The sequence below is a fragment of the Streptomyces violaceusniger Tu 4113 genome (assembly GCF_000147815.2).
Lineage (GTDB): Bacteria > Actinomycetota > Actinomycetes > Streptomycetales > Streptomycetaceae > Streptomyces > Streptomyces violaceusniger_A.
The window spans coordinates 126,598-146,610 of sequence record NC_015952.1 but is presented as its reverse complement, the minus strand read 5'-3'; the positions used below and the strand labels follow the sequence as shown (position 1 = coordinate 146,610).

33 protein-coding genes are annotated in these 20,013 nt (G+C 69.5%); 19 read left to right on the top strand and 14 right to left on the bottom strand.

Going from position 1 to position 20,013, the window contains the following annotated elements; genetic code table 11:
* Nucleotides 1–10 precede the first annotated feature (10 nt).
* A complete protein-coding gene (locus STRVI_RS45860) occupies nucleotides 11–388 on the bottom strand; it encodes a hypothetical protein (protein WP_014043902.1) in 378 nt (125 codons plus the stop codon).
* Nucleotides 389–657: 269 nt separating this feature from the next.
* Here STRVI_RS45860 and STRVI_RS53365 point away from each other — a divergent pair, with 269 nt between their 5' ends.
* Nucleotides 658–798, top strand: coding sequence for a hypothetical protein (locus STRVI_RS53365; protein ID WP_167543331.1), 141 nt, complete (start codon nucleotides 658–660; stop codon nucleotides 796–798).
* A 96-nt stretch (nucleotides 799–894) separates the two neighbouring features.
* Here STRVI_RS53365 and STRVI_RS45855 read toward each other — a convergent pair whose 3' ends face one another.
* Entirely contained in the window at nucleotides 895–1,839 is a 945-nt protein-coding gene (locus STRVI_RS45855) for a hypothetical protein (protein WP_014043900.1), read from the bottom strand.
* A gap of 269 nt (nucleotides 1,840–2,108) precedes the next feature.
* Nucleotides 2,109–2,300 carry a hypothetical protein gene (locus STRVI_RS52405; protein ID WP_014043899.1) on the bottom strand — a complete coding sequence of 64 codons (192 nt, stop codon included), beginning with the start codon at nucleotides 2,298–2,300 and terminating at the stop codon, nucleotides 2,109–2,111.
* Nucleotides 2,301–2,570: 270 nt separating this feature from the next.
* On the opposite strand from STRVI_RS52405, the gene STRVI_RS45850 reads away from it, so the two are divergent.
* Nucleotides 2,571–3,362: an RNA ligase family protein gene (locus STRVI_RS45850; protein ID WP_014043898.1), complete on the top strand. Its 792-nt coding sequence runs from the start codon at nucleotides 2,571–2,573 to the stop codon at nucleotides 3,360–3,362.
* A gap of 24 nt (nucleotides 3,363–3,386) precedes the next feature.
* Here STRVI_RS45850 and STRVI_RS45845 read toward each other — a convergent pair whose 3' ends face one another.
* Both STRVI_RS45845 and STRVI_RS45840 read right to left on the bottom strand, forming a co-directional pair.
* Entirely contained in the window at nucleotides 3,387–4,115 is a 729-nt protein-coding gene (locus tag STRVI_RS45845; protein WP_014043897.1) for a zinc finger domain-containing protein, read from the bottom strand.
* 66 nt (nucleotides 4,116–4,181) lie between these two features.
* The gene (locus STRVI_RS45840; RefSeq protein ID WP_014043896.1) at nucleotides 4,182–4,538 is read right to left on the bottom strand and encodes a hypothetical protein; all 357 of its coding nucleotides are present in this window, start codon (nucleotides 4,536–4,538) and stop codon (nucleotides 4,182–4,184) included.
* Nucleotides 4,539–4,642: 104 nt separating this feature from the next.
* Here STRVI_RS45840 and STRVI_RS49830 point away from each other — a divergent pair, with 104 nt between their 5' ends.
* From STRVI_RS49830 to STRVI_RS45815, 4 genes are all read left to right on the top strand, one after another.
* Nucleotides 4,643–5,074, top strand: coding sequence for an HIT family protein (locus STRVI_RS49830; RefSeq protein ID WP_014043895.1), 432 nt, complete (start codon nucleotides 4,643–4,645; stop codon nucleotides 5,072–5,074).
* A complete protein-coding gene (locus STRVI_RS45830; RefSeq protein WP_014043894.1) occupies nucleotides 5,071–5,571 on the top strand; it encodes a nucleoside 2-deoxyribosyltransferase domain-containing protein in 501 nt (166 codons plus the stop codon). The genes STRVI_RS49830 and STRVI_RS45830 overlap by 4 nt, the downstream gene beginning before the upstream one ends.
* Nucleotides 5,572–5,811: 240 nt before the next feature.
* Nucleotides 5,812–6,306 carry a hypothetical protein gene (locus STRVI_RS45825; protein ID WP_150112997.1) on the top strand — a complete coding sequence of 165 codons (495 nt, stop codon included), beginning with the start codon at nucleotides 5,812–5,814 and terminating at the stop codon, nucleotides 6,304–6,306.
* A gap of 406 nt (nucleotides 6,307–6,712) precedes the next feature.
* Entirely contained in the window at nucleotides 6,713–7,030 is a 318-nt protein-coding gene (locus STRVI_RS45815; protein ID WP_014043891.1) for a hypothetical protein, read from the top strand.
* A gap of 268 nt (nucleotides 7,031–7,298) precedes the next feature.
* Here STRVI_RS45815 and STRVI_RS45805 read toward each other — a convergent pair whose 3' ends face one another.
* The 3 genes from STRVI_RS45805 to STRVI_RS45795 all read right to left on the bottom strand — a co-directional run bounded on the left by STRVI_RS45805 (nucleotide 7,299) and on the right by STRVI_RS45795 (nucleotide 9,106).
* Nucleotides 7,299–7,817, bottom strand: coding sequence for a hypothetical protein (locus STRVI_RS45805; protein ID WP_014043889.1), 519 nt, complete (start codon nucleotides 7,815–7,817; stop codon nucleotides 7,299–7,301).
* 93 nt (nucleotides 7,818–7,910) lie between these two features.
* Nucleotides 7,911–8,822 carry a hypothetical protein gene (locus tag STRVI_RS53360; RefSeq protein ID WP_014043888.1) on the bottom strand — a complete coding sequence of 304 codons (912 nt, stop codon included), beginning with the start codon at nucleotides 8,820–8,822 and terminating at the stop codon, nucleotides 7,911–7,913.
* Nucleotides 8,822–9,106 carry a helix-turn-helix domain-containing protein gene (locus STRVI_RS45795; protein ID WP_014043887.1) on the bottom strand — a complete coding sequence of 95 codons (285 nt, stop codon included), beginning with the start codon at nucleotides 9,104–9,106 and terminating at the stop codon, nucleotides 8,822–8,824. The genes STRVI_RS53360 and STRVI_RS45795 overlap by 1 nt, the downstream gene beginning before the upstream one ends.
* Before the next feature lie 356 nt (nucleotides 9,107–9,462).
* On the opposite strand from STRVI_RS45795, the gene STRVI_RS45790 reads away from it, so the two are divergent.
* From STRVI_RS45790 to STRVI_RS45765, 7 genes are all read left to right on the top strand, one after another.
* The gene (locus STRVI_RS45790; protein WP_150112995.1) at nucleotides 9,463–9,771 is read left to right on the top strand and encodes a hypothetical protein; all 309 of its coding nucleotides are present in this window, start codon (nucleotides 9,463–9,465) and stop codon (nucleotides 9,769–9,771) included.
* Nucleotides 9,768–10,055 carry a hypothetical protein gene (locus STRVI_RS45785; RefSeq protein WP_014043885.1) on the top strand — a complete coding sequence of 96 codons (288 nt, stop codon included), beginning with the start codon at nucleotides 9,768–9,770 and terminating at the stop codon, nucleotides 10,053–10,055. The genes STRVI_RS45790 and STRVI_RS45785 overlap by 4 nt, the downstream gene beginning before the upstream one ends.
* Nucleotides 10,056–10,189: 134 nt before the next feature.
* Nucleotides 10,190–10,330, top strand: coding sequence for a hypothetical protein (locus STRVI_RS53355; RefSeq protein WP_167543330.1), 141 nt, complete (start codon nucleotides 10,190–10,192; stop codon nucleotides 10,328–10,330).
* A gap of 323 nt (nucleotides 10,331–10,653) precedes the next feature.
* On the top strand, nucleotides 10,654–11,121 hold the full coding sequence (locus STRVI_RS52400; protein WP_150112994.1) for a hypothetical protein: 468 nt from the start codon (nucleotides 10,654–10,656) through the stop codon (nucleotides 11,119–11,121).
* An 84-nt stretch (nucleotides 11,122–11,205) separates the two neighbouring features.
* Nucleotides 11,206–11,895, top strand: a complete 690-nt coding sequence (locus STRVI_RS45775) for a peptidoglycan recognition protein family protein (protein ID WP_014043883.1) — start codon at nucleotides 11,206–11,208, stop codon at nucleotides 11,893–11,895.
* Between the two features lie 296 nt (nucleotides 11,896–12,191).
* The gene (locus tag STRVI_RS45770; RefSeq protein WP_014043881.1) at nucleotides 12,192–12,614 is read left to right on the top strand and encodes a hypothetical protein; all 423 of its coding nucleotides are present in this window, start codon (nucleotides 12,192–12,194) and stop codon (nucleotides 12,612–12,614) included.
* The gene (locus STRVI_RS45765) at nucleotides 12,611–13,309 is read left to right on the top strand and encodes an HNH endonuclease family protein (protein ID WP_014043880.1); all 699 of its coding nucleotides are present in this window, start codon (nucleotides 12,611–12,613) and stop codon (nucleotides 13,307–13,309) included. The genes STRVI_RS45770 and STRVI_RS45765 overlap by 4 nt, the downstream gene beginning before the upstream one ends.
* A 362-nt stretch (nucleotides 13,310–13,671) precedes the next feature.
* On the opposite strand, the gene STRVI_RS45760 is transcribed toward STRVI_RS45765, so the two are convergent.
* The 5 genes from STRVI_RS45760 to STRVI_RS45740 form a co-directional block, all read right to left on the bottom strand.
* Entirely contained in the window at nucleotides 13,672–13,983 is a 312-nt protein-coding gene (locus tag STRVI_RS45760) for a hypothetical protein (protein ID WP_014043879.1), read from the bottom strand.
* Nucleotides 13,980–14,378 (bottom strand): hypothetical protein, encoded by a 399-nt coding sequence (locus STRVI_RS45755; RefSeq protein WP_014043878.1) that lies wholly within the window; start codon nucleotides 14,376–14,378, stop codon nucleotides 13,980–13,982. Before STRVI_RS45755 ends, STRVI_RS45760 begins: the two co-directional genes overlap by 4 nt.
* Before the next feature lie 8 nt (nucleotides 14,379–14,386).
* Complete coding sequence (locus STRVI_RS45750) at nucleotides 14,387–15,352, bottom strand: hypothetical protein (protein WP_014043877.1); 966 nt, start codon at nucleotides 15,350–15,352, stop codon at nucleotides 14,387–14,389.
* Between the two features lie 101 nt (nucleotides 15,353–15,453).
* Nucleotides 15,454–15,756, bottom strand: coding sequence for a hypothetical protein (locus STRVI_RS45745; RefSeq protein ID WP_014043876.1), 303 nt, complete (start codon nucleotides 15,754–15,756; stop codon nucleotides 15,454–15,456).
* A 189-nt stretch (nucleotides 15,757–15,945) separates the two neighbouring features.
* On the bottom strand, nucleotides 15,946–16,146 hold the full coding sequence (locus STRVI_RS45740; RefSeq protein ID WP_014043875.1) for a hypothetical protein: 201 nt from the start codon (nucleotides 16,144–16,146) through the stop codon (nucleotides 15,946–15,948).
* A 104-nt stretch (nucleotides 16,147–16,250) separates the two neighbouring features.
* Between STRVI_RS45740 and STRVI_RS45735 the strand changes: the two genes are divergently transcribed.
* The 3 genes from STRVI_RS45735 (at nucleotide 16,251) to STRVI_RS52395 (ending at nucleotide 17,896) form a co-directional block, all read left to right on the top strand.
* Complete coding sequence (locus STRVI_RS45735) at nucleotides 16,251–16,550, top strand: hypothetical protein (RefSeq protein ID WP_150112993.1); 300 nt, start codon at nucleotides 16,251–16,253, stop codon at nucleotides 16,548–16,550.
* Nucleotides 16,551–16,552: 2 nt separating this feature from the next.
* Complete coding sequence (locus STRVI_RS45730; RefSeq protein WP_043242592.1) at nucleotides 16,553–17,089, top strand: hypothetical protein; 537 nt, start codon at nucleotides 16,553–16,555, stop codon at nucleotides 17,087–17,089.
* 444 nt (nucleotides 17,090–17,533) lie between these two features.
* On the top strand, nucleotides 17,534–17,896 hold the full coding sequence (locus STRVI_RS52395; RefSeq protein ID WP_150112992.1) for a hypothetical protein: 363 nt from the start codon (nucleotides 17,534–17,536) through the stop codon (nucleotides 17,894–17,896).
* Here STRVI_RS52395 and STRVI_RS45725 read toward each other — a convergent pair.
* Nucleotides 17,893–18,105 carry a hypothetical protein gene (locus STRVI_RS45725; protein WP_014043872.1) on the bottom strand — a complete coding sequence of 71 codons (213 nt, stop codon included), beginning with the start codon at nucleotides 18,103–18,105 and terminating at the stop codon, nucleotides 17,893–17,895. The genes STRVI_RS52395 and STRVI_RS45725 overlap by 4 nt on opposite strands.
* A gap of 119 nt (nucleotides 18,106–18,224) precedes the next feature.
* Between STRVI_RS45725 and STRVI_RS53350 the strand changes: the two genes are divergently transcribed.
* The 3 genes from STRVI_RS53350 to STRVI_RS45710 are packed head-to-tail and all read left to right on the top strand — an operon-like array spanning nucleotide 18,225 to nucleotide 19,988.
* Nucleotides 18,225–18,860: a hypothetical protein gene (locus tag STRVI_RS53350; protein WP_014043871.1), complete on the top strand. Its 636-nt coding sequence runs from the start codon at nucleotides 18,225–18,227 to the stop codon at nucleotides 18,858–18,860.
* A 55-nt stretch (nucleotides 18,861–18,915) separates the two neighbouring features.
* Entirely contained in the window at nucleotides 18,916–19,188 is a 273-nt protein-coding gene (locus tag STRVI_RS45715) for a hypothetical protein (protein ID WP_150112991.1), read from the top strand.
* Nucleotides 19,189–19,190: 2 nt separating this feature from the next.
* Nucleotides 19,191–19,988, top strand: coding sequence for a hypothetical protein (locus STRVI_RS45710; RefSeq protein WP_043242587.1), 798 nt, complete (start codon nucleotides 19,191–19,193; stop codon nucleotides 19,986–19,988).
* Nucleotides 19,989–20,013: the final 25 nt, after the last annotated feature.

Here is a 20,013-nt window from a genome sequence, read left to right as displayed (position 1 = left end):
CCAGCTCCGATCAGGGGATCGAGCACGCTGGGCAGCGGGCGGCGGAGAACCGCATCAGCAGGCCGCCGCCGGCAAGAGGAATCTCGCGGTCGTTGATGTCCCACTCCGACAGGTCGGCTGCCATCTTTGTCCTGCACAGCGCGCAGGCCCGTGTCGCGGGGGTGTCCCCGTGGCAGCCGGTACACATCGCCTCCTGGGGGCTCTCGACGCGCCGCACGATGGTTTGGGGGCCGGAGTACAGGTGGAGGCAGAAGTCCGTGGGCCGGGTCTCCTCGGTGGCTTCGATCTTCTCCTTGAACCAGTCGGGCAGGTCGGTTGAGCGGATCTTGTGGGCGCGAAAGGTACCGGGAATCGCGTGCCGGGCTAGCACGTCGCCATCGTGGGTCATGCGGTCAAGGTAGGGGCAGGCCGGAGGGGTTGGGGCGGGTTTGGGGAGTCGTGCAATTGCACACAGATGCAGCGGAGCAGCGGCCAGTGGCCTGTCGGGGAGGCCCCGGTCCCGCACCGGGTTCGTCCGGGGGATGTTCAGGCATGTACGGCCCCGGATACTCTCCGGTTCCGCCTGGCCGTGAGAGGAGCCGCAGCATGCAGTTGACACCTACTCCAGGACGTACCCCCCGACCCGTACCGGGCCGGGCAGAATCGCCTGCGCGACCCGTGCTGACGCGCGAGCAGCAGCAGTGGGAAGACCTGTTCGCCCTGGCGGACCTGGAGATAGAGGAAGCCGATCTCCAGTGGTCGCAGCGGCGCTGCACCGGGCAGGCAGGGACTGATTTGGGCGGCTGGGTGACGCTCTAGAAGCGCGGGGTCCGGGCGCTCTGGAGCGGGCGTGCCGGGGGTTCCGCTTGCGGCCGCCGGGGCACGGGGCTACCGGCGGCCGTCCAGATCCGCGGGTCAGTGTCCGGGGTCTGTGGTGCGGGGTCCGGTGTCGTCGTCCTGGTCGTCGTCGCGATGGTGGGTCCAGGGGGACGGGCTGCGGGAGATCCAGGCGGGGCGTACGGGGGGCTGGATGTCGGCGAGGTCGGGGTGGGAGGCGACGACGGGGCGGATCAGCTCGCGGAAGTTTTCGCGTTTGTAGGGGGCGCCGCTGCGGGTGGTGAGGACGGGGCCGAAGTGGGGTCCGGTGGCGGGGAGCTGGTGCTGGCGGATGCTGAGGAAGTCTTCGATGGCGCGCCAGAGGGGCCAGGGGAGGGTGCCCTTGTGGGTGGCTTGGTCGTCGGCGTGGTGTTTGAGGGGGATCTTGGCGCGGAGGATTTTGGCGGTGGGGTCGGGCTGGAGGTTTTCCAGGGCGAGGAGGATGGCCTGTTTGGGGCGCAGGCCGCACAGGAGGAGGTAGCAGGCGAGGCGGTGGCGGGAGGGGTGTTGCATGTGGGGTCCGCGGCCGGGGGAGGAGGGGAGGCCCTGGAACTGGTCGGCTGCGGTGCGTAGTGCGTCGGTGACCCAGGGCTGGTAGACCGTGGGATGCTTTTCCTCCACGACGCCGACGATCTTCCATCTCTTGGGCAGGCGGAAGGGGCCGAGGCCGTGGGCCTGTTCGCAGTGCTCGTAGAAGCTCAGGATGATGCTGACGGCGCGGGCGCGGGAGCGGGGGCCGAGGCGTTGGCCGGTGTCCCAGCGGATGAGGCGGTTGACCCACTCGCGGATCGTCTCGCCGGTGGGCTGCCAGAGGTCTCCGGCGTCCAGGCGCTGGCTGATCCAGTGGTCGGTGTAGCGCTCCCACCGGTAGATGGTGTCGGCGTCCCACAGGCGGCCGGTGACGAGGGAGCCGTCGGGGCGGGTCCAGGTGCCTGACAGCCACGCGTTGCGGATGGCCCACGGGTCGGGAAGAGCAGCGTTCATGCAGTGACCCATACCACTAAATCAGGTGGGAACGGAAGTCTTTCCTCTCGTTGAGCCGGTCTGTGGGGACCCTTGTACGTCCAGTGCGGGCCCGAGACAGGGCGGCACCGCGCGGGCGCTCCCTGGGCAAGGAAGGTCCGTTCCCACCTGTTTTGATATCTGGTTTGGATCTTGTGCCGGGTGGTTCGCAGGTCCGGGGCGTCTGTCCCGGACGGGGTGCGCGGGAGGCCGGGCCTTGCCGGAGCAGGGACCGGCCTCCCGCCCCGGGGTCAGGCAGTGGTGCACCCGGCCTCTGCCAGCGCCTGCGTGATGACGTCGTGCTCGGCGGTGGTGAGGGGCCGGGTGCTGTCCCACTCGCTGTCGGGGTCCCAGCCGAACAGGGCGACGGGGCCGCGGGTCTCGGGGGCCTGTTCGGGCGGAAACCCCGCGACGCGAGCCAGCACCGCGGCGGCAAACCGCATGGACGCGGTGGCCGCGGCGATGCTGGTGTGCGGCGCGTGCGGCAGGAGCGTTCCGCGGCGCGAAGGCGCCGGTTACTTCACAGGAAAACCGATGTTACGGGTTCGAATCCTGTCGGGCTGGTAAAAAGGCATGTAGCTCAACGGTAGAGCCTCGGTCACAAGTCCGACGTCAACCTTGTTGGCCGGACACCCCGCCCACACACCAGACGCGCCCCATTTTCCTGATACGGAGAAGGGGGCTTTCGCGTACCTGGAAAAGGAGAAGGCGCCATGCTCGACCGACTCGAAGTCATCAACAGTCTCACCAAGTACCCATCGATCCCCACCTACCACGCCCTCGGCGAGCGTGGACGCCTCGCCGACGAGGCGACACCGTTCACCGGCCCCGTCACCCTGACCGAGCAGGTCGACGGAGCCGGTACACGGATCATCCTCAGCGCGGACGGCGACTACATCATCGGCAGCCGCGAACATCTGCTGCACGCCCGAGGTGACCGCGTCGCGCCGTCCGTTCCCCCGGGAAAGGACATCGTGGACGCGCTGCACACCCTCGCCGAGGAGCTGACCAGCCCACCAGCTACCGGCATGCGTGTACGCCACGCCAGCGGAATCCGCGTGTACTACCTGGAGGTATACGGGTCGAACATCGGGGCCGCGAACAAGCAGTACACCGCAGGCGGACAGATCGGAATTCGGCTATTCGACGTCGCCGAAATCCCCCAGGACATGCTGAACGCGACCAAGGCGGAAGCGGCATCCTGGCGGGAAGGGGGCGGCCAGACCTTCGCCGACGAAAACACCCTGCTCGCCCTGGCGGGCCAGGACAACATCCCCATCGTGCCGCGACTGGGAACTGTGGACGGCTCCTCGCTTCCGAAGGACATCGAGGGCATGAACCAGTGGCTGGAGCGGGCCCTTCCCTGCACTGGGGTCGCCCTGGACGACGGAGCAAAGGGCCAGAGCGAAGGCATCGTCTTGCGCACCCCGGACCGGTCGGTCATCGCCAAGGCCCGGTTCGAGAACTACTGGAAGACCCTCGGCATCAAGCCGCCCAAGAAGTAGAAGGGGGAGGGCGATGGCGGGAGGTCAGGCGTCCACGGCCAGCGGGGTATCGCCGAGGTAGCCCAGGCGCGCGTCCACGTTGGCCTCGGCAGCGCTCTGGCGCGACTTGTGCACCTTCTCGCTGATACGGCCGGTGTTGGTACGGCAGTGTTCGCCGTCGCCCGCCGTGCACCGCTCGCAGGTGATGCGCAGGACTTCCACGGCCACGGCCGCGTCCCGCTCCCGGCGCCGGCGAATCTGGGCGGCCCTGGACTCCCACATGCGGTGGTTGATCCCGGCCATGGCTTGCGGGTACGTCGTCGACCCGCCCTCGTATCCGCCGGGCAGCAGGCGCACTCCCTCTTGGTCGCATCCGGCCTGGGCGGCAACGTCCGCGAGCCACAGGAGCTGGCGGGTGGTGGGGATGACGGCGGGGCCGCCGAAGTCCTCCCGGTCGCTGCCGCGGGCTGCTGTACCCCAGGGGTCGCCGTTGGGGAAGGTGGCGGAGACCTTCACGTCCCCGTCCACGATCGCGGCCAGGCGCATGAAGGTCTCCGAACGGCCGGAGAGGTCGGTGGCCTGGCGTCGCAGGGCGTCGATCTCGTCGGCCAGCTCCACCGCGGTCGCGGGGGTCTCCAGGGCGCGGGCGACCTGGAGCAGCAGCACCTTCGCCGCGGACAGGTGCAGGGCGGCCTCTTCGAGGGTGATGCTGGCCCCCTCGCGCAGGTGGGCGGTGTCGGACTCGTCGGCGGAGGTCTGGGCGTGCGCGGGCATGCGGGTGGGTTCCTTCCCGGTGGGGTGCTGCTGCCGTGGTCGAAGGGGTACGTCGGGGTGTGTGGTTCAGCCGGGGTCGAGCTGGGTGAGTGCCTGGTCCAGCTCGGCCAGCGCGCCGCGCAGCATCATCACCGAGCCGCCGAAGGCGGTTCCGTCCATGCCGGTCTTGAGCAGGTCGGCGGGGTGGGCGGTGAAGGCGCGGGAGACCCAGCGGGCGGCGTCCTCGTCCTCGTCCAGCGTCGTGGAGGCGGCGAGCGCGGCGACGGCCGCGGGCAGCTCGGCGGTGCCCATCGGGGCGAAGTCCGCGACGTCGGCCGCCATCCTCGCTGTGCCTGCGACGGCTTCCTCCAGTGCCTTGCGGGCGCGTGCCACGCGGGCGTACTCGGGCCCCAGGAGGTTGTCCAGGCTTTCGTGATCTGTCACCCGGCGACGGTAGCAGCAGCCCGGAAGACGGTGTGGTCGAAGAGGCAACGGGCAACTTCCCGTAGGTGCTTCACTTTTCCCGGCCGGGCGGTGAATCTGGGCTCATGACTCCCCACGACGGAAAGTCCCAGCCCTCCCCTGCCCTGATGCAGACCGAGGCGGAGAACTGTGTCTTCTGTGCCATCGCCGCCGGGACGTCCCCGGCCGTCATCGTGCGCGAGTGGCCCGATGCCCTCGCGGTGCGTCCCCGCAGTGGCGGGGTCAACGCGAGCCACGTCCTCGTCATGCCGCGCGTGCACGTCGAAGACGCCGGCGAGGACCCGGACGTGGCCGCCCTGGTGATGCGGCGTGCCGCCGAGCTGATGGCCGAGCGCCCGGCCGCGAACATCATCACGAGCAAGGGCGAAGCGGCCACTCAGTCGGTCTTCCACCTGCATGTTCATGTCCTGTCCCGGGAGGCGGGGGACGGCCTGCCGCTGCCCTGGACCCCTCAGCAGGAAGAATCCGGCGCTGCGGTGAGCGGAGTTGCCGCGTGAGCGCCGTCGACCTGGTCACGGCCCGTGAAGCGCTGCCGGTGGGCCCGTCCGTCTTCCTGGCCGGTCCCACCCCGGACAAGAGCGCGCCCGTCCCCTCCTGGCGGCCCGATGCCGTCCGCGCCCTGGCCGCCCGGTGGGACGGCGACCGGCCGCTGAGCGTGCTGAGCCCCGAGTCCCGCAACGGGCAGCGCGCCGACCGCTACGAGACCCAGGTCGACTGGGAGACGGCCGCCCGCACGGCGGCCACCGTGGTCTTATTCTGGGTGCCGCGTGACCTGCGCACTCTTCCGGCGATGACCACCAACGTGGAGTTCGGGTTGGACGTGGCGACGGGCCGCGTGGTGCTCGGTTGCCCGCCGGACTGCCCCAATCCGGAGCGCAACCGCTACCTGATCTACGTGGCGCGGCGGCACAACGTGCCGGTGTGCACGACGCTGGAGGGAACGGTGGCCGCGGCGCTCGGCCTGGTCGGCGAGAGGCTGTCCGCCACGGCGTGAAGAAGTCGGTGCCGGGCCGGGGGGGTTCCCGGCCCGGTGCCTACAGCCCGGGTATGGACGAGATGCGGCAGTTCGACGACCTCCTGGACGCCTCCTCGCTGGGGGCCCCGCACGTGAGGGCCGCGTGCGCTTGGCTGAGCGGCGCCGAGCGCGCGATGATCCGGTGCCTGGTCGCCGTGCATGCCGGGAGGATCGCGCACAGGCAAGGCGTGGCGGGCGGTGAGGTGGTAGACCCGTGGCATGACGACATATCCGCGGCAGGATGGTGCACGGGTCGACCTGAGCGGGGAACGGTGGGTGGTCCAGCCCATCGGCTTCAGCGACGAGAATGTGTGGGCCCCGGCCCCGCCGGTCGCAGGAGCCATGCGCATCATGCCCCTGGTCGAGGAGGAGGCGCGTGAGGTGCAGGAGCGGGTCTGCCCGCGGTGTACGGCGGCGGGACCGGCCGAGATCGCGGTGCGGGGGCGGCGCCTGGAGCGGGCCTACCGCGTGCTGCGGTGGTCGTGTGGCCATGAGGTGGGTATCACGATGAAGGGTGCCCCGGTGGAGGAGGACGGGCCCGAGCTGTGGGCTCCTTCACCGGCTGAGCAGAAGGTGAAGGGCTTCTCCGGCGTGGCTGGAGGGGTCTTTCGCCGTCCTGTCCTTGGCGTGGTGGCGCGGTGGTGCGGGGCAGCGGGTAGGGGCATTCGGGCCTGGTGGACGGCGTTGCACCGGTGGTGGCTTCGGGCGACTTGACGATGACGCGGGGTGTGCCGGTGCCGATCGGTGTCCGGCCGGAGCCACCGGGGGTGTGGGGGAGACGGCCTGATCAGGTCTGATGGGCCTACGGTTGGATCATGGGAGAGGAGTTGATAGCGAGTTGCCACCGGGCGCTCCTGGCGGCGTCGGTGTCTCATCCGTCTGTGGCGGGGTATGAGTTGCTGCTTCACCCTGCGCTGGAGTCGTCGGTGGTGCGGTTCGAGGAGGAGGCGCGGTTGCTGCCGGGGTCTTTCGGGACGCTGGTGGGGGCGCGGGCGGTGATTTACACGTTGGGGGCTGGGGGGTCGTTCGCGGTGTTCTGCCGGACGCACGCGCACCGTTTGGAGGTGGTGGTCGGCGTGCCGGAGGCCGGTGGTGCGGGCGGGGCGGGACCATCGGGTCCATGAATTCTCGCAAGCTGACGGTGGGCTGTAGGGTCCGCTACGTCTCGCACGGCACACCGCCGCGCCAGGACGGGTCTCAGGCGTTCGAGCCGGCGATGCGTGCCGCGGTGGTCACGGAGGTCGGTTCGGCCGACGTCGTGGGGCTGATGGTGATGAATCCGGCCGGGCTGTTCTTCCACTCCTTGGCGTTGGGGGGTGTTCCGTACGACGGGACGGGGCGGCTTCCGGGGACGTGGCACTGGCCGGAGACGGACGAGGAGTCGTCGGTGTTCACCGTGCCGGAGGCCGGGTCGGGTGATGAGGGGGCGGCGCCGTGAGGGGCCGGTGCGTGCTGGGCACGCTGATTGTGTTCGCCGCTGGCGCGGTGTGGGGGCTGTCGCAGGCGGCTCAGGCCGCGAAGGCGGCCGGGTGTCCGGCGGCGGGCGGTGCGGGTGCGAAGGCAGCGGGGGCCAGGTGCGGGGTACGCCTGGCGGATGCGGCTGAGGAGGTGGCGGAGACTTTGGCGCATCTGCGGCAGCGCAGTACGGACGAGGAGCCGGGCGGCAAGGCTCCGGAGTAGCTGTGGTGTTGGCGGCTGGGGGCTGATCACCGGCTGCCGGGGAGGGTGAGGGAGGGGGCGTTGCAGGAGGACTGCCAGCGGTTTTTGACCAGGCGCCACCGGCATTGCCCGGCGGCCTGGGCCTGTTGGGCTGTCCACTCTCCGAGGCCGTGGGCCAGGTGGGACTTGCCGTAGGCGATGGCTCCGCCTTCGGTCAGGCTGACGAGTTTGCCGCAGCGGCACTTGCCGCCGGTGAGGATGTCGGCGGCCAGGGCGAAGGCGGCGTCCGCGGGGCCGCGGTGGTTCTCGGCGATCTTGCGGGCGCCGCGGAACTGGGCGGCGGCGAACCAGGCGGCATCCTCGGCGGGGACGTCGTCGTGCAGGAAGCCGATCTCGAACCCGCGGGCGCCTGCCCGCTCGCACAGGTCGGCGGTCGCCTGGATGACGTTGTCGTAGTCCTCCGGGCCGAAGCCTTGCAGCGTGACGGGGGGACGCGGGCCCTGCCCGCTTCCTGCCGTACGGCTGGGCTGGCCGGTGCGGGGCTTGTGGCGTTTGTTGCGTCCCATGGGCAGAACTGTATCGGCGACCTGTACCTGACGCAGATCATCAACGGCGGCCGGAAGCTCACCGGCGAGACCGCGGCCATCTCCGGCGCCGAGTCAGGCGGGGGCGCGGCGTACGGCGATGTGGCCGGTGTCGCGGAAGACCGACTTGCGGTCGGGGGTGGGTCCGTACCAGCCGTTCCGCTCCCCCAGGTAGCGGTGGGGCAGGACGGCGGTGCGCGAGGCCCATGCCTGGGCGGCCAGCGGGGTGTGCGGGGCGCGGATGAGGTCGGCCTGCATTTGGTCGATGCGCAGGCCGACGTAGTAGGTGGCCACGGACAGGCGCTGGAGGCTGGCGAGAGCTTCGGTGATGCCGTGGGGGTCCAGGCCCTCGCCGAGGGGATAGCCGAGGGATTGGGCGGTGTCGGTGACCAGGTGCGTGAAGAGGAGGGCCGGGTCCTGGGCGGGATGGGCGGGGGCCAGGAGGGCGAGTCCGGCGTGTGCGACAGAGGGCAGGGACTTGCCGAGGGCGCCGTGGCCGTTGCAGTCGAAGTCCCATCCGGCGCAGGTGGACAGCAGGCGGGCGATGGTGCGGCCCTTGCGGTCGGAGGAGCCGGGTACGGAGGCGAAGAGATGGACGGCGGAGTGGAAGTCGTCTTCGGGGTCGCCGGTGAGCTGTTCGGCGATGAGGGTGACGAAGCCGCCGGCGGACTTGGCCATGGCGCTGTAGTGGCGCAGGGCCTCGGAGGTGCGTTCGACGTGCAGCGGGCCGGATCTGCTGGCGGCGACGTCGGGGAGTTCGTGCAGGGGGGTGTCGTGGGTGGTGTGGGCGTCCATGAGGGTGCAGGTGAGGCCGAGGTCGCCGGTCAGGGCGGCGAGGATCGCGGTCTTGGTGGCCTCTTCGCGGTCCATGGAGGTGGCGCGGACGAGGTGGGTCAGGACGTCGGAGAGGGCCTGGGCGTCGTGGGAGAGCTTCAGGGCGCGGTACAGGTGCAGGTAGGGCGTGTAGGAGCGCCAGGCTGCGCGCATCACAGGTGTCCGGTTCCGGGGCGGCTGGCGCGGTTCTGCTCGACGCGGTTGACGATGCTCAGGCTGGCTTGGCGTAGCTCGGAGAGGTACTTGCGGGCTGCGTAGGGCTGGCGGGGAGTGGATTTGCCTTCTTCCCAGGCGCGCAGGGTGCGGGATGCGACGCCGACGCGGCTGGCGAAGTCGCTGGCCGTGAATCCGGCGCGTTCGCGGATGGTTCTCGCGGTGCCGGAAGACACCAGGCGGGACAACGTGTTCGTTTCGTCCCCAGTCAGGTTCGTGCTCACGATCACGACCCTAAACGGACATGACCGCTATTTGGGGCATAGCTCGCTTGTCAGCGTGTGTTCGCGTCGGGGATTCACCTGATTTCGTGCGCAGTCAACCGCCCCGGTACCGCCTAGCGGTACCGGACGCAGGGACCACAGTTGACGCGTGTAGCTGGACGATCACCACGGAAAACGCTGTTCGAACTGCTCTTGGAGTGCGGTGCACACTGCACGTCGCCGTGCGCATGCGTCGGCCGCCTGCGCGGTCGGCCGGGCCTAGACTGCGCGCGTAGCGCCCCCTCCGTGCCCCCGTGCGGAGGTTCCCCGAAGCGGAAAGACCTCACCCCGTGACCCTCTACAATCCCGGGCCCGGCATGGGCAGAGCCATGCACATACGGCGTGTGCGCGCCCTCCAGGACCTGGAGCGCACCGGTCTGATCACCTTCGAGTTGTACTCCACGGAGGAGGGCTACGCGTTCACGACGGCGGCCGGGGAGCCGCGCGTGGTGGCTTCTTCGGAGGTGGCCGCGTACCTCGCCGGCATGACGGACCTCTACTGCTCGCTGCGGCTCAACGTGGACGAGGCGGTGGGGGAAGAGGCCCTGGACGCGCTCGATGACCGCTACCTGGACGCTCTCACCGACTGCCTGAGCAGAGTCCTGCCGACCGGAGGCGACACGTGACGACGAACAGGGGCGCCCAGAACTTGTTCACCGACCCCCACGACTTCCACGCCGTGCACCCGGATACCGCCGAGCTGCTGGAGGGCGCCGCGGCCGAGTTGCGTGGAGCGCACAGGGCGATGGGGCCGCAGGTCAACGAGCGGCTGGCGGCGGCCGAGGTCTACACACTGCGGGCGAACGCCGCCCTGGCCGAGTACCTGGGCGCCGACCCGCGGCTTCTGCTGCCGCTGGTGCGGCTGGCGGCCGAGGCCATCGCCCACCAGCACCCGGCGGCGCAGGAGTGAGCGGGAAGCCGTTGGGTGGGCCGGGAGAAGATCGACCAGCGGCCGGTGAAGGCCCGCCGCGGCACCTTCGAGACCTGGTACTGACCGAGCCGCGCACCTGGCGGGCGGACGGCCCCGGGTCCTTCCTGGCGCCGGTGGAAGTACGCGAGGTCACCGACGCACGCGGCCGGGTGTGGAAGCGCACCGAGCGCGGTACCCGGTGGGGCATCGACGGTCAGACCCCGTTCATCCGCTGGCGCGTCCTGGTCGGCGAGCACGGGCCGGTGAGCGAGTAGGGAATCCCGCCATACCGCCCCGGAGCGTGAGGCCGGGCAGAAGGGTCCGCGGTCCTGGCCACCGGGGGCACCAGGGGAGCCGTACTCGCCTCAGCGCCTGTTTCCGAACACCGAAACAGCAGGTCAACTCAGGGATGCCTGGGAGGTGGGTTTGCCATGCCCGTTTGCCGAACGGACCTCGACAGGGATGTGCTCGAACCCGGCCGGGATCATCCCGGGATCGTCCTCGGTCGAGGGCGCTGATCACGCTTTGAGGTGGAAGCGGCGTGGCGCGGGCGGCGGACCGGCCCGGCCGGGATCGCGCTGCACGATCATGGGCGGTCATGGGAGCCGTCATGGGAGTGGTCATGGGAGCCATCGCGTCCGCCGGCGTCGGGGACCTGCCGGAGCGTCTGTTCCACGGCGGTGTGGCGGGCCTGGAAGCCGGTCAGTTGATCCTCCCTCACGAGCCGAAGTATCTCGACGGCTGCCCGGACTGCGAGGCGAACCGGCGCGGTGAGGCGACCGCGATCTCTCCCCTGACGCAGCACCAGGACCGCGTGTATGTGTGCTCCGATGCGCTCTACGCCCGTCACTACGCCTCTAAGTGGGTCCTTGGTGACTTGTACCGGGTGCGGCCGGTGGGCCTGGTGGAGGTGAGCGACGAGGACCGTTTCGCGACGTGGAAGTGCGAGGCGGCCGAGGTGGTGGCCGTGGTGGAGCGGGCGGTGCGGATGACGGACGCCGAGCGGCGGCGGCTGTTTCGCCGGTGGACGGTGGCTGACCGGGTGGCCGCGGGCTTCGGCAGGTAGGGCGCATGTCTGGGGGCCCGTCAAGTACCCGACACGGTGTCTGTTTTGTGTTGCTTCGTCCAGTTTTTACGACGATCATGAAGCATGGACAGGCGCACTCTCCTCCAAGCAGCAGGCGCCCTGACGGCGGCTGGCTTTCTACTCCCCGACTCCCTTGCCCATGCCTCACAGCCCCGTCGGCCGGTGGTCACCGGCCGGGCGAGGTGGTTCATCAACGCCCTGCGCGACGAGGGCGTGTCCGTGGTGGAGGTCGGCGACTGGTCGCGTCACAACCGCGATCACAAGGGCCCGTGGTACGGCGACACGGGCGTGATGATCCATCACACCGCCTCCCGGGGCACCGACGGCTCGGTGTCGCTGTGCCGGTACGGGCGAAGCGACCTTCCCGGCCCGCTCTGTCACGGGGTGATCGCCAAAGACGGAACGGTCTACCTGATCGGATACGGCAGGGCCAATCACGCGGGGCTCGGGGACAGCGCGGTCCTGGGGGCCGTGAAGGCGAACCGCAAGATGCCGGCGCCGAGGAAGTGGGACACGGACGGCAACCGCTACTTCTTCGGATTCGAATGCGTGAACGTCGGTACGGGAAAGGACCCGTGGCCCAAGGCGCAGATGGACGCGATCGTGCGCGTGTCGGCGGCGATCTGCCGGAGTAAAGAGTGGGGGGCGAACCGTGTGATAGGTCACAAAGAGTGGCAGAAAGGGAAGGTAGACCCGAAGGGATTCAGCATGGACACGCTGCGGTCCCGGATCAACAAGCGCCTCGCCTCGTGAACACCCCTGAAAGCCCGGAGTCGTTGACCACAACAGCCGTCCACTCCCGACGAATCGCAGCCTGCCATGTCGCTGATCGAAGCAGTGCCGTACCTGATCGGAAACCTCCCCCTCACTGACCTGACCCGCCCTCAGCTCAACGGCGTGGCCTGCGTGTACTGCGCAGGCGTGGAAGCCCTGGCATACGCCGGATGGCTACGCTCGCCGCTGTCACCGGGGCGCTACCTGTCCGCCCCGGTCTCGGCCTGCGCGCGATGCCGCGCCTCACGCCTGGACCCTGCTCAGCTAGGTTCCTCATGAGCGCCCACACCGTGATCACCTGTGACACCGTCACCGACGGCCGCCGCTGCCGCGGGACGACGACCGTCTACAACACCTGCATCGTCAGCTTCGCCCGCGAGCTGGCCACCCAAGACGGCTGGGGAACACGCGCCGCCGGCGGACAGACACTCGACCTGTGCCCGGACTGCGCCCCGTGCAAGTCGCTGCCCGCCCGGCTGGTCCCGGGACGGTCCTGCCCGCCCGGGTCGCCCTGCCACCTGCTCGGGCACGACGCGATCGGCCACCGGGTGACCAACATCCTCGCGCGCATGGGCCTGAGCCTGGAAGAGGCCACCGCGCTCGCGAACGCCGACTCGTTCCGCATCCCCGGCCTGGGCCCGGAGGGGAAGGCCCGGCTGAAGTCCCGCCTATCCGAGAGGAAGCCAGTCCACCGATGAGACACGCCAAGAGGAGATCCACCCTGCTGACCGTGGCCGCGCTGCTGCTGGCCACGGGCTTCGTCACGCCCGGCACAAGCGCCGCGGCCGACGAGGGCGGAGGGTACGTGACCACGCTGCACCGGGCCGTTGCGTCGCTGCCGGTCGACCAGGAGCACAACGACGGCTACAAGCGGTCCTCCTTCAAGCACTGGACGGACGAGGACAAGGACGGCTGCCCGACAAGGTCGGAAGTGCTCCAGGAGGAATCTCTCGCCGCAGTGACGACCGGGCCGGGCTGCAAGGTGACCGGCGGCCGGTGGCTGTCGTACTACGACGGCCAGGAGATCAGCGACGTCCGGAAGCTCGACATCGACCACCTGGTGCCCCTTCTCGAATCGTGGGGCTCCGGCGCCTGGTCGTGGTCGGCCGACCGGCGCGAGCGGTACGCCAACGACCTGGGGGACTCCAGGGCTCTGGTGGCCGTCTCGGCGCAGCAGAACCGGTCCAAGGGCGGCAAGGACCCCGCGGAGTGGCTGCCCGCCGCCGAGGGGGCGCGCTGCCGGTACGTCAGTGAGTGGACCGCGGTCAAGCTCCGCTGGGGCCTGAGCGCCGACCCGGGCGAGCACGGGATGCTGAAGCAGCTCGCGGCGGCGTGCCCCGACGATCAGCTCAAGGTGATCCTCGCGGCGCCCGGGGGGCAGGAGGGGCCATAGGGGGTACTTGTGGCGTACGGGCTGACGAACACGGTTCCGTACGGCGAAACTTCCCCGAAATGAGCGCCCTTCCATCAGGGGGCCGGTAGTCTCCTCTTTGCGGGGTGCGTCCAGCCCCGCTCGGAGTGACTGCTCCCTGATGGCCTGGCCCCATTCCCCCCTGGGAACCAGTCCCGGACGGAGCGTCAGTCCAACTTTGCGGGGTGCATCCAGCCCCGCTCGGAGTGACTGCTCCTGATGGCCTGACCCCCATTCCCCCACGGGAGCCAGCCCCGGACGGAGCGTCAGTCCAGCACCTGGAACGGCCCTCGCACCATGGTCTTAGCGACTCTCATGGTCCGGGGGCCGTCTTGCTGTGCCGCCTACCGGCCGCCCATGCTGATCACGAAGGACAGCATCATCCCGACGACGCAGGTGAAGGCCGTCAGGACCATCCAGAACCGCCCGAAGGTATCGATGTCGTTCCAGCTCTCCCGCACGCCGGGGAAGTCCTCCAGCTCGATCGGACCCGGGCGGTCGCACAGCATCTCGTTGCGCTGACGCATGTCCGCCCACGCCTGCATCAGCAGGTCGTGACGGTTGTAGAGGGCTCTGCGTACGCTGGCGCCGAGGAGCCCGAGGCCGACGCAGACGAACAGCACCGTCCACAGGACGGCCGTCACGAAGACGGTCACCGGTCCTCCTCCGTCTCCTCCTGGCCGTGGTGGGCCGCGGGTTCGCCGGGACACTCGGCGAGGTGGCGCAGAACGGGAGAGCGCACCAGGCGGTCCAGGCCGGAGTGGATGTAGGAGATCGCGCTGGACTCGTCGGTGTCGGGCCGCAGGCTCATGGACAGCAGGGATGCGGTGTAGAGGAGTTCACCGAGCACGCGCGTGGCCTGGGTGCGCAGGCGGTGTTCGTGGCTGGGGTCGTCCGGCATCGGGCCGAACGGGCAGGGGTCGGCGGAGTCCAGGGAGGCGACGACCAGGCGGCCGAGAGCGGCCGCATCCACGTCAGCGGCGACGCCCTTGGCGATCACCCCCATCAGGTCGCGGATCTCTCGGGCGGTCGGGGGCGTGGAGTCGGTCACGTTCAGTCCTATGCGACGGGTTGAGGGGCCAGGGTGTTCTTCATCCGGGCGCGCAGAACGTCCAGGGGCGTGCGGGCGCCCATCAGGCGCAGGAAGTCCCGTACGGGCCAGGTCAGGAGTGTGGCCTGACGGGCGAGGTAGATGCCGACGGCGGTGATCTCGTGGGCGTCGTCGTAGTCGAGCAGCAGGTACCCGGCGAGCTGGTGGAACCACTTGCGGGCCTTGGCCGGGCGCAGGTCCGGGGTGATGGTCGACTTGACGTCGATGAGGGTCTTCCCGGCGATGAAGTCGCCTTCGGCGTGGCCGACGTGGGGGGAGCCTGCGAAGGTGGGCGAGCAGGTGAGGGGTCTTCCCTTGATGCCGGCGAGGGCGGTGGCGGCCGCGGCGAACTGGCGGCGGATGTCCTCGGCGGCCCGGGTGGGGATCTCGGCCGTCAGGCTGAGCAGGGCCGCGTCCGGATCGTCGGGCAGGGGCAGCCGGGTGAAGTGGCCGACGGCCCGGGATGCGCCGTTGATGGGGATGGTGCGGAAGATGGCGTCGTAGCGGGCAGCGACGATGGCGGCGCGAGCCGCGGCGTCCTCCTGGTCGGCCGTCAGCGGCTGGGAGGCGACGGCACAGGAGGCCAGGCGCTGGAGCAGCAGATCCCCGGCCGCCGCGGCGTTCAGGAGGCACCGCTGCTGATCGGTGACCGGCAGGCCCGGCGGCGCGCCGGGGTGGGCGTTGCGAAGGTAGGCGATGCCCTCGCGGACGCCCATGTGATCCGTTTCTCCCAGCCACGTGCGGATGCGCAGGTCGATGGCGGTTCCCAGCATCGTCCAGGGGGTGTTGCCGAGGGATTCGGGCGGCCGGATGGTGGTGCGCAGTCCGCGTACGGCGTGCTGGTAGGCGGTGTGCAGGTCGGCGCCGGGCAGGTGTTCGCTCAGGAAGCGGGAGACGGGCGAGCGCGGGTTGGAGAGTTCGGCAGTCAGGCTCACACAGACAGCGTAACCGGGTGATCACGGAATGCGTCTGTGGCGTGCGGGGGCCGAGGGTGGGGAGTTGCGGCCCGGGTTCGGCCGGGCCGCAGCCCCTGACGCTACACAGCTCCGGCGGGTCCGGCCATGACCGTGTACGCCGCGGCGAAGGCCAGATCGCCGGCGTGCCCGAGGCAGGAGAAGATGTCGTTCTCGACCCTCTGCCTGACCTCGATGGGCTCGGCGTCCCCGGTGGGGTCCTCCTCCTCCCGCGGCAGGGCGAAGCTCGTACGGTCGAAGTCCGCCTTGAAGTGGAGAATCGCGTCCGATCCGCAGCGGTTGCAGGACTTCCTTGGGGTGACCGCCGGATCTACGGCACGTACACGCGCCCAGGGGGTCTGAGTGCGTCCGGGGTTGGGTTCCATGAGATCACGTTAGCGGGCGGGGCCGCGGAAGGGAGAGGGGAGGATTCGGGTGCGGTGCCGCGTACGGTCAGGCACCGCACGCCGGTCTCACCCCTCCACGCGGCTCGGCGGCATGGGTTGTGACGGCGGGGATCAGGGAGGCGGCGAGAGCGACGGTCACGGCCGCCGCCCCGCGTGCGCGGCGGGTGTTCACCCTCGCGCGGCCTGGCCTGCGGCGATGTTGCAGATGGTCTCGCGGTGGTAACCGGTGATGTCGCTCATGGCCTTCTGGTCCCCGCGGCGCCCTCGGGCGGCGATGCGGCGGATGGCCTCGTCCCGGCGCGCTTTGATGGCGGTGTAGGCGAAGTGCAGGTTGGCGAGTTCTTGCAGGTCAGGCTCATGCGTCGTCACGACCGTGGATTGTATGGGGGTTTTTGCCGGTTCGTCGTCATTGCGCGGCTGTACGACTGGTACGCACCGAGTCCATGATATGAGGTATGTACCGTTTTGAGGCTTTGCCGACCCCTCCCGTGCCCCTGCCCACGGACAAGCTCCCCGTGCCGGTCCCCACGGACAAGCTCCCTACCAAGCTCCCCGAACCACCCATCCCGATCCCCGGACTGCCCGACGCGCCCAAGCTGCCCGACCCCACCCAGATCGCCGACCCTCTGAAGCTGATTCAGAGCCTTCTCGACCTCGTCCAGTTCGCCATGAACCTGGTGACCTTCGCCGTCGGCGCCGTACTCCTGGCCCTCGTCATCGCACTGCTGACCGTCCTGTTCACCGTGCTGCCGGTAGGGCGCCGCCAGAAGTGACCGTGGCCGAAGCACGCACCAACGGATGCCTGACCTGCATCAGCCGGGACCGGTACGAGATCGAATCCGATCTCGCCACCGGCCTCTACACCGTCGCCGGCGCCGCCGCCGCCTACAGCCTCCCCGTACGCGACGTACGACGCCACGTCACCGAATGCGGAGCCCACGTCATGGAGGAGGACCCCGAAGAGCCCATCGACTCCCCCGAAGCCGTCATGCGCCTCGTGATCGCCACCTGCCAGGCCCTCCGGGACATCGTCGACCGCTCCACCGACCGGCCCGGACAGGCCATCCGCGCAATTGCAGAACTGACCAAACTCCTCGACCTGCGAGCCCGCGCCACCGGCGCCATCGCCGCACCCGGCGTGAACCTCGCCATCGCCGAAGGCGACGGCGCCCAGGCCCTCGCCATCGGCGGCCCGGAGTGGCAGTCCATCGTCGGCGCGCTCAACGACCGGCTCGCCGCGCACCCCGAGGCCCGCGCCGTCATGGCCGAGGCCCTGGCCGAAATCCCGATGGGAGGTGACAGTGGCGCTTAAAGCGGAGGAGTCGCTGACTCCCCAGCAGATGATGCGGCTGGCGATCGACCCGGCGTACGTCATGGAGTGTGCGGGGACGCCTCCGGACCCCTGGCAGTCGGATCTTCTGCGGAAAGCGCCGACGCCCGGTATCCGCGGGCTTGTCGTGAGCAGCAGGCAGGCGGGGAAGTCGACGAGCCTTTCGTCCCTGGCGGTGTGGTGGGCAATGTGCCGCCCCAAGTATGACTGCCTCATCATCGCGCCAACGCTTCGACAAGCCGTGGAATTGGTATTCAAATGTCGTTACGTTGTGGATCAGCTCGGCCTGAAACTCTCTTCTGACTCGGCTACCAAAATTCAGTTGGCCTGCTCCGGAGGGAGGATTATCGCCCTCGCCGCAACAGGACACATTCGCGGAATGACAGCCGGAATGTGCATCATCGACGAGGGCGCCATATTGCCTGGGTGCCTACTGCGGTCATGCAAGGTTCTGTTCTTCCGATGCTGGCGGCCGTTCCAGGCGGAGGTTGCCTGGTCAGCGCCACTACGCCCGCGGGCCAGCGAGGCTGGTTTTTCGACTGGTTTGCGAATGGAGGAGACGTATACAGCAGATGGAAAGTCCCATACACCGACGTCAAGCGCATCACGCCGGAGTACGCCCAGCAATACCGCGCCTCGGTCAGTAGGCAGGTCTGGGCCGCCGAAATGCTGTGCAGCTTCGAAGAATCCGGCGGCGGTCTATGGAATCCTGATCTCATCGACTCGATGTTCAGGGATGAGGTTCCGTTCCAGGCTCCGGAACTCCCGGCTGCGCCGTGGGCTGCTTAACTTCTTCGGCGTCCTCCGGCGCACCAGCGGGCCATGCCTTCGTAGGCGTCCAGGACGCGGGAGTCGAAGGGGCCGTAGAAGGCTTTCAGGTCGTCGCCCAGGGTCTGGTAGAGGCGGGCGGCGGCGCGGGGGTCTCCTGCCTGTCCGGCGGCTTCGGCTTCTTCGGTGCGTTGCTCGATGTCGGGGGCGGGTTGGTCGTTGGTGGTCATGGGGTCCTTCCGGAGGGGTGCCGTGGTCGTTGAGCGCACCGTTTCGGGTGCTGGTGACACCCTATTGCAACCGGGTAGACAGTGGTAGTCCTGGGTGGACTTGATCCACAATCGCCGGTATGGACCCGATTCCAGTATTTCTGGGCCTAGATGTCGGAAAGAGGCGCGACCGTGCGGCGTGGGTCGGCCTGGTGCCGAAGCGTCTGGGCACGGCCGAGCTGCCGGTGTGGGCGGTGGTGGTCTGCGAACAGGCGCCGCTGGGCACGCCGTACGCCGCGGTGGCGGCGCGCACCCGGGAGCTGTCGCGGGCGTTCTCCTCGGGCGGCTGGCCGGTGCTCGCGGCGGTCGACGCCACGGGCATCGGGGCGGCGGTCGTGGAGGATCTGCGGGCCGACCCGGGCAACGCGGAGATCCTGGCCGTCACCAGTCACGCCGGCAAGCAGGTGACCGGCCAGTGGCCCGACCTGGGGGTGCCGAAGACGCTGCTGGTGTCCGGGCTGGACGAGGTGATGCGGCGCCAGGCGCTGACGGTGACGACGACGCTTCCGGCCGCGGAGGTGCTGAAGGGGCAGCTCAAGGCGTACGTGGCGAAGCTGAAGCCGGGCGGGCGGGGTGGGGTGGGGTATGTGGCGTTCGAGGCTGAGCACGAGCGCGACCACGACGACACAGTCAGTGCAGCTCAACTCGGAGTTTTCGCCGCTTCCCACTGGTGGTCTATCTCTCGGGGACGGATTCCGGGCCGTGACGTGGGGTGACCGCGAGGGCGCTTTCCAGCTCCTTCCAGAGCTGCTGTCTGAGTGGTGCTGGTGGATGAGCCAGGGAGAGGGATTGATCATGCCAAGGGTGCAGTGCTGCGAGACGATCGCCGACTTTGAGGAGTGGGCAACCCGGGAACTTCGCGAGGTTCTGGAGGTGGCCGGTTGGGAGGATGCTGCGCAGTATCGGGTGCAGGTGCTGTTCAACGCGGCGGAGCCGGTGTGTCCGACGCCGCAGCAGCGGCAGCGGGCGCGCCGGGTGGCGGAGCAGATCGCGGAGCGGATGGGGCTGCCGCTGGATCTGTTCGGGCTGGGTGGTGCGGGGTGAACGTGGGCGGGACGCTGGTGCACCGGTACGTGCTGGTCGTCGACCGCGGGGACCCGCGGCGGCTGACGGGTCTGGTGGTGGCCGCGGTCTACAACGAGCCTGGGGAGGACATCCGGCGTCTGGGTGTCTTCCATCTGGAGGAGCCGCCCGGGGACTTGCCGGGGCGGGCGATGGGTGCTCGTATCGCGGAACTGGTGGAGGCCATGGACCCGATGGTGCCGGTGCACGTGATGTGTGGGGTGACGCTGGACGGCAAGGCGTTCGCCCGGAAGATCATCATGCCCGCGGTGTTCGAGGGCCTGCGGGCTGCGGTGCCGCCGCGGGAGGTGACGTGGGAGACGTACGCGGCGCATGTGCGGGGGGCGGTGAAGGAGGTCGGGCGCAAGGTCTCCCTGTCGGAGCGGGTTTCGGCGTTGTCGGTGGCGCTGGAGTTGCGGACGGTGATGGTGCCGAGGTCGGTTGCGATGGCGGAGAGCGTGCTGAGGGCGCTGAAGAACTACGACCCGACGAACGCGATTGTGGAGGACGGGACGGACAAGTGGAACGCTGTGGAGCACGAGGGGATCATTACGGCGATTGCCGCGGCGCACACGACGCTGGGTGAGGCGTCGTTGTACGCGCCGCGCGGGGATCGTGCGCATGCCCGGCTGGAGGACCCGCGGCGGTCGCCGACGTCGTTTGTGGGGCATCCGACGATCGCGGTGCCGGAGGCGTACGTGGAGGGCGGTATCGGGCAGAAGATCAGCGGCACGGTGACCGGCGGGTTCGGCGGCAACATCGGTGGCCGGTGGCCTTCCTGACGGTGAAACGGTTCTTCCGGAAGGT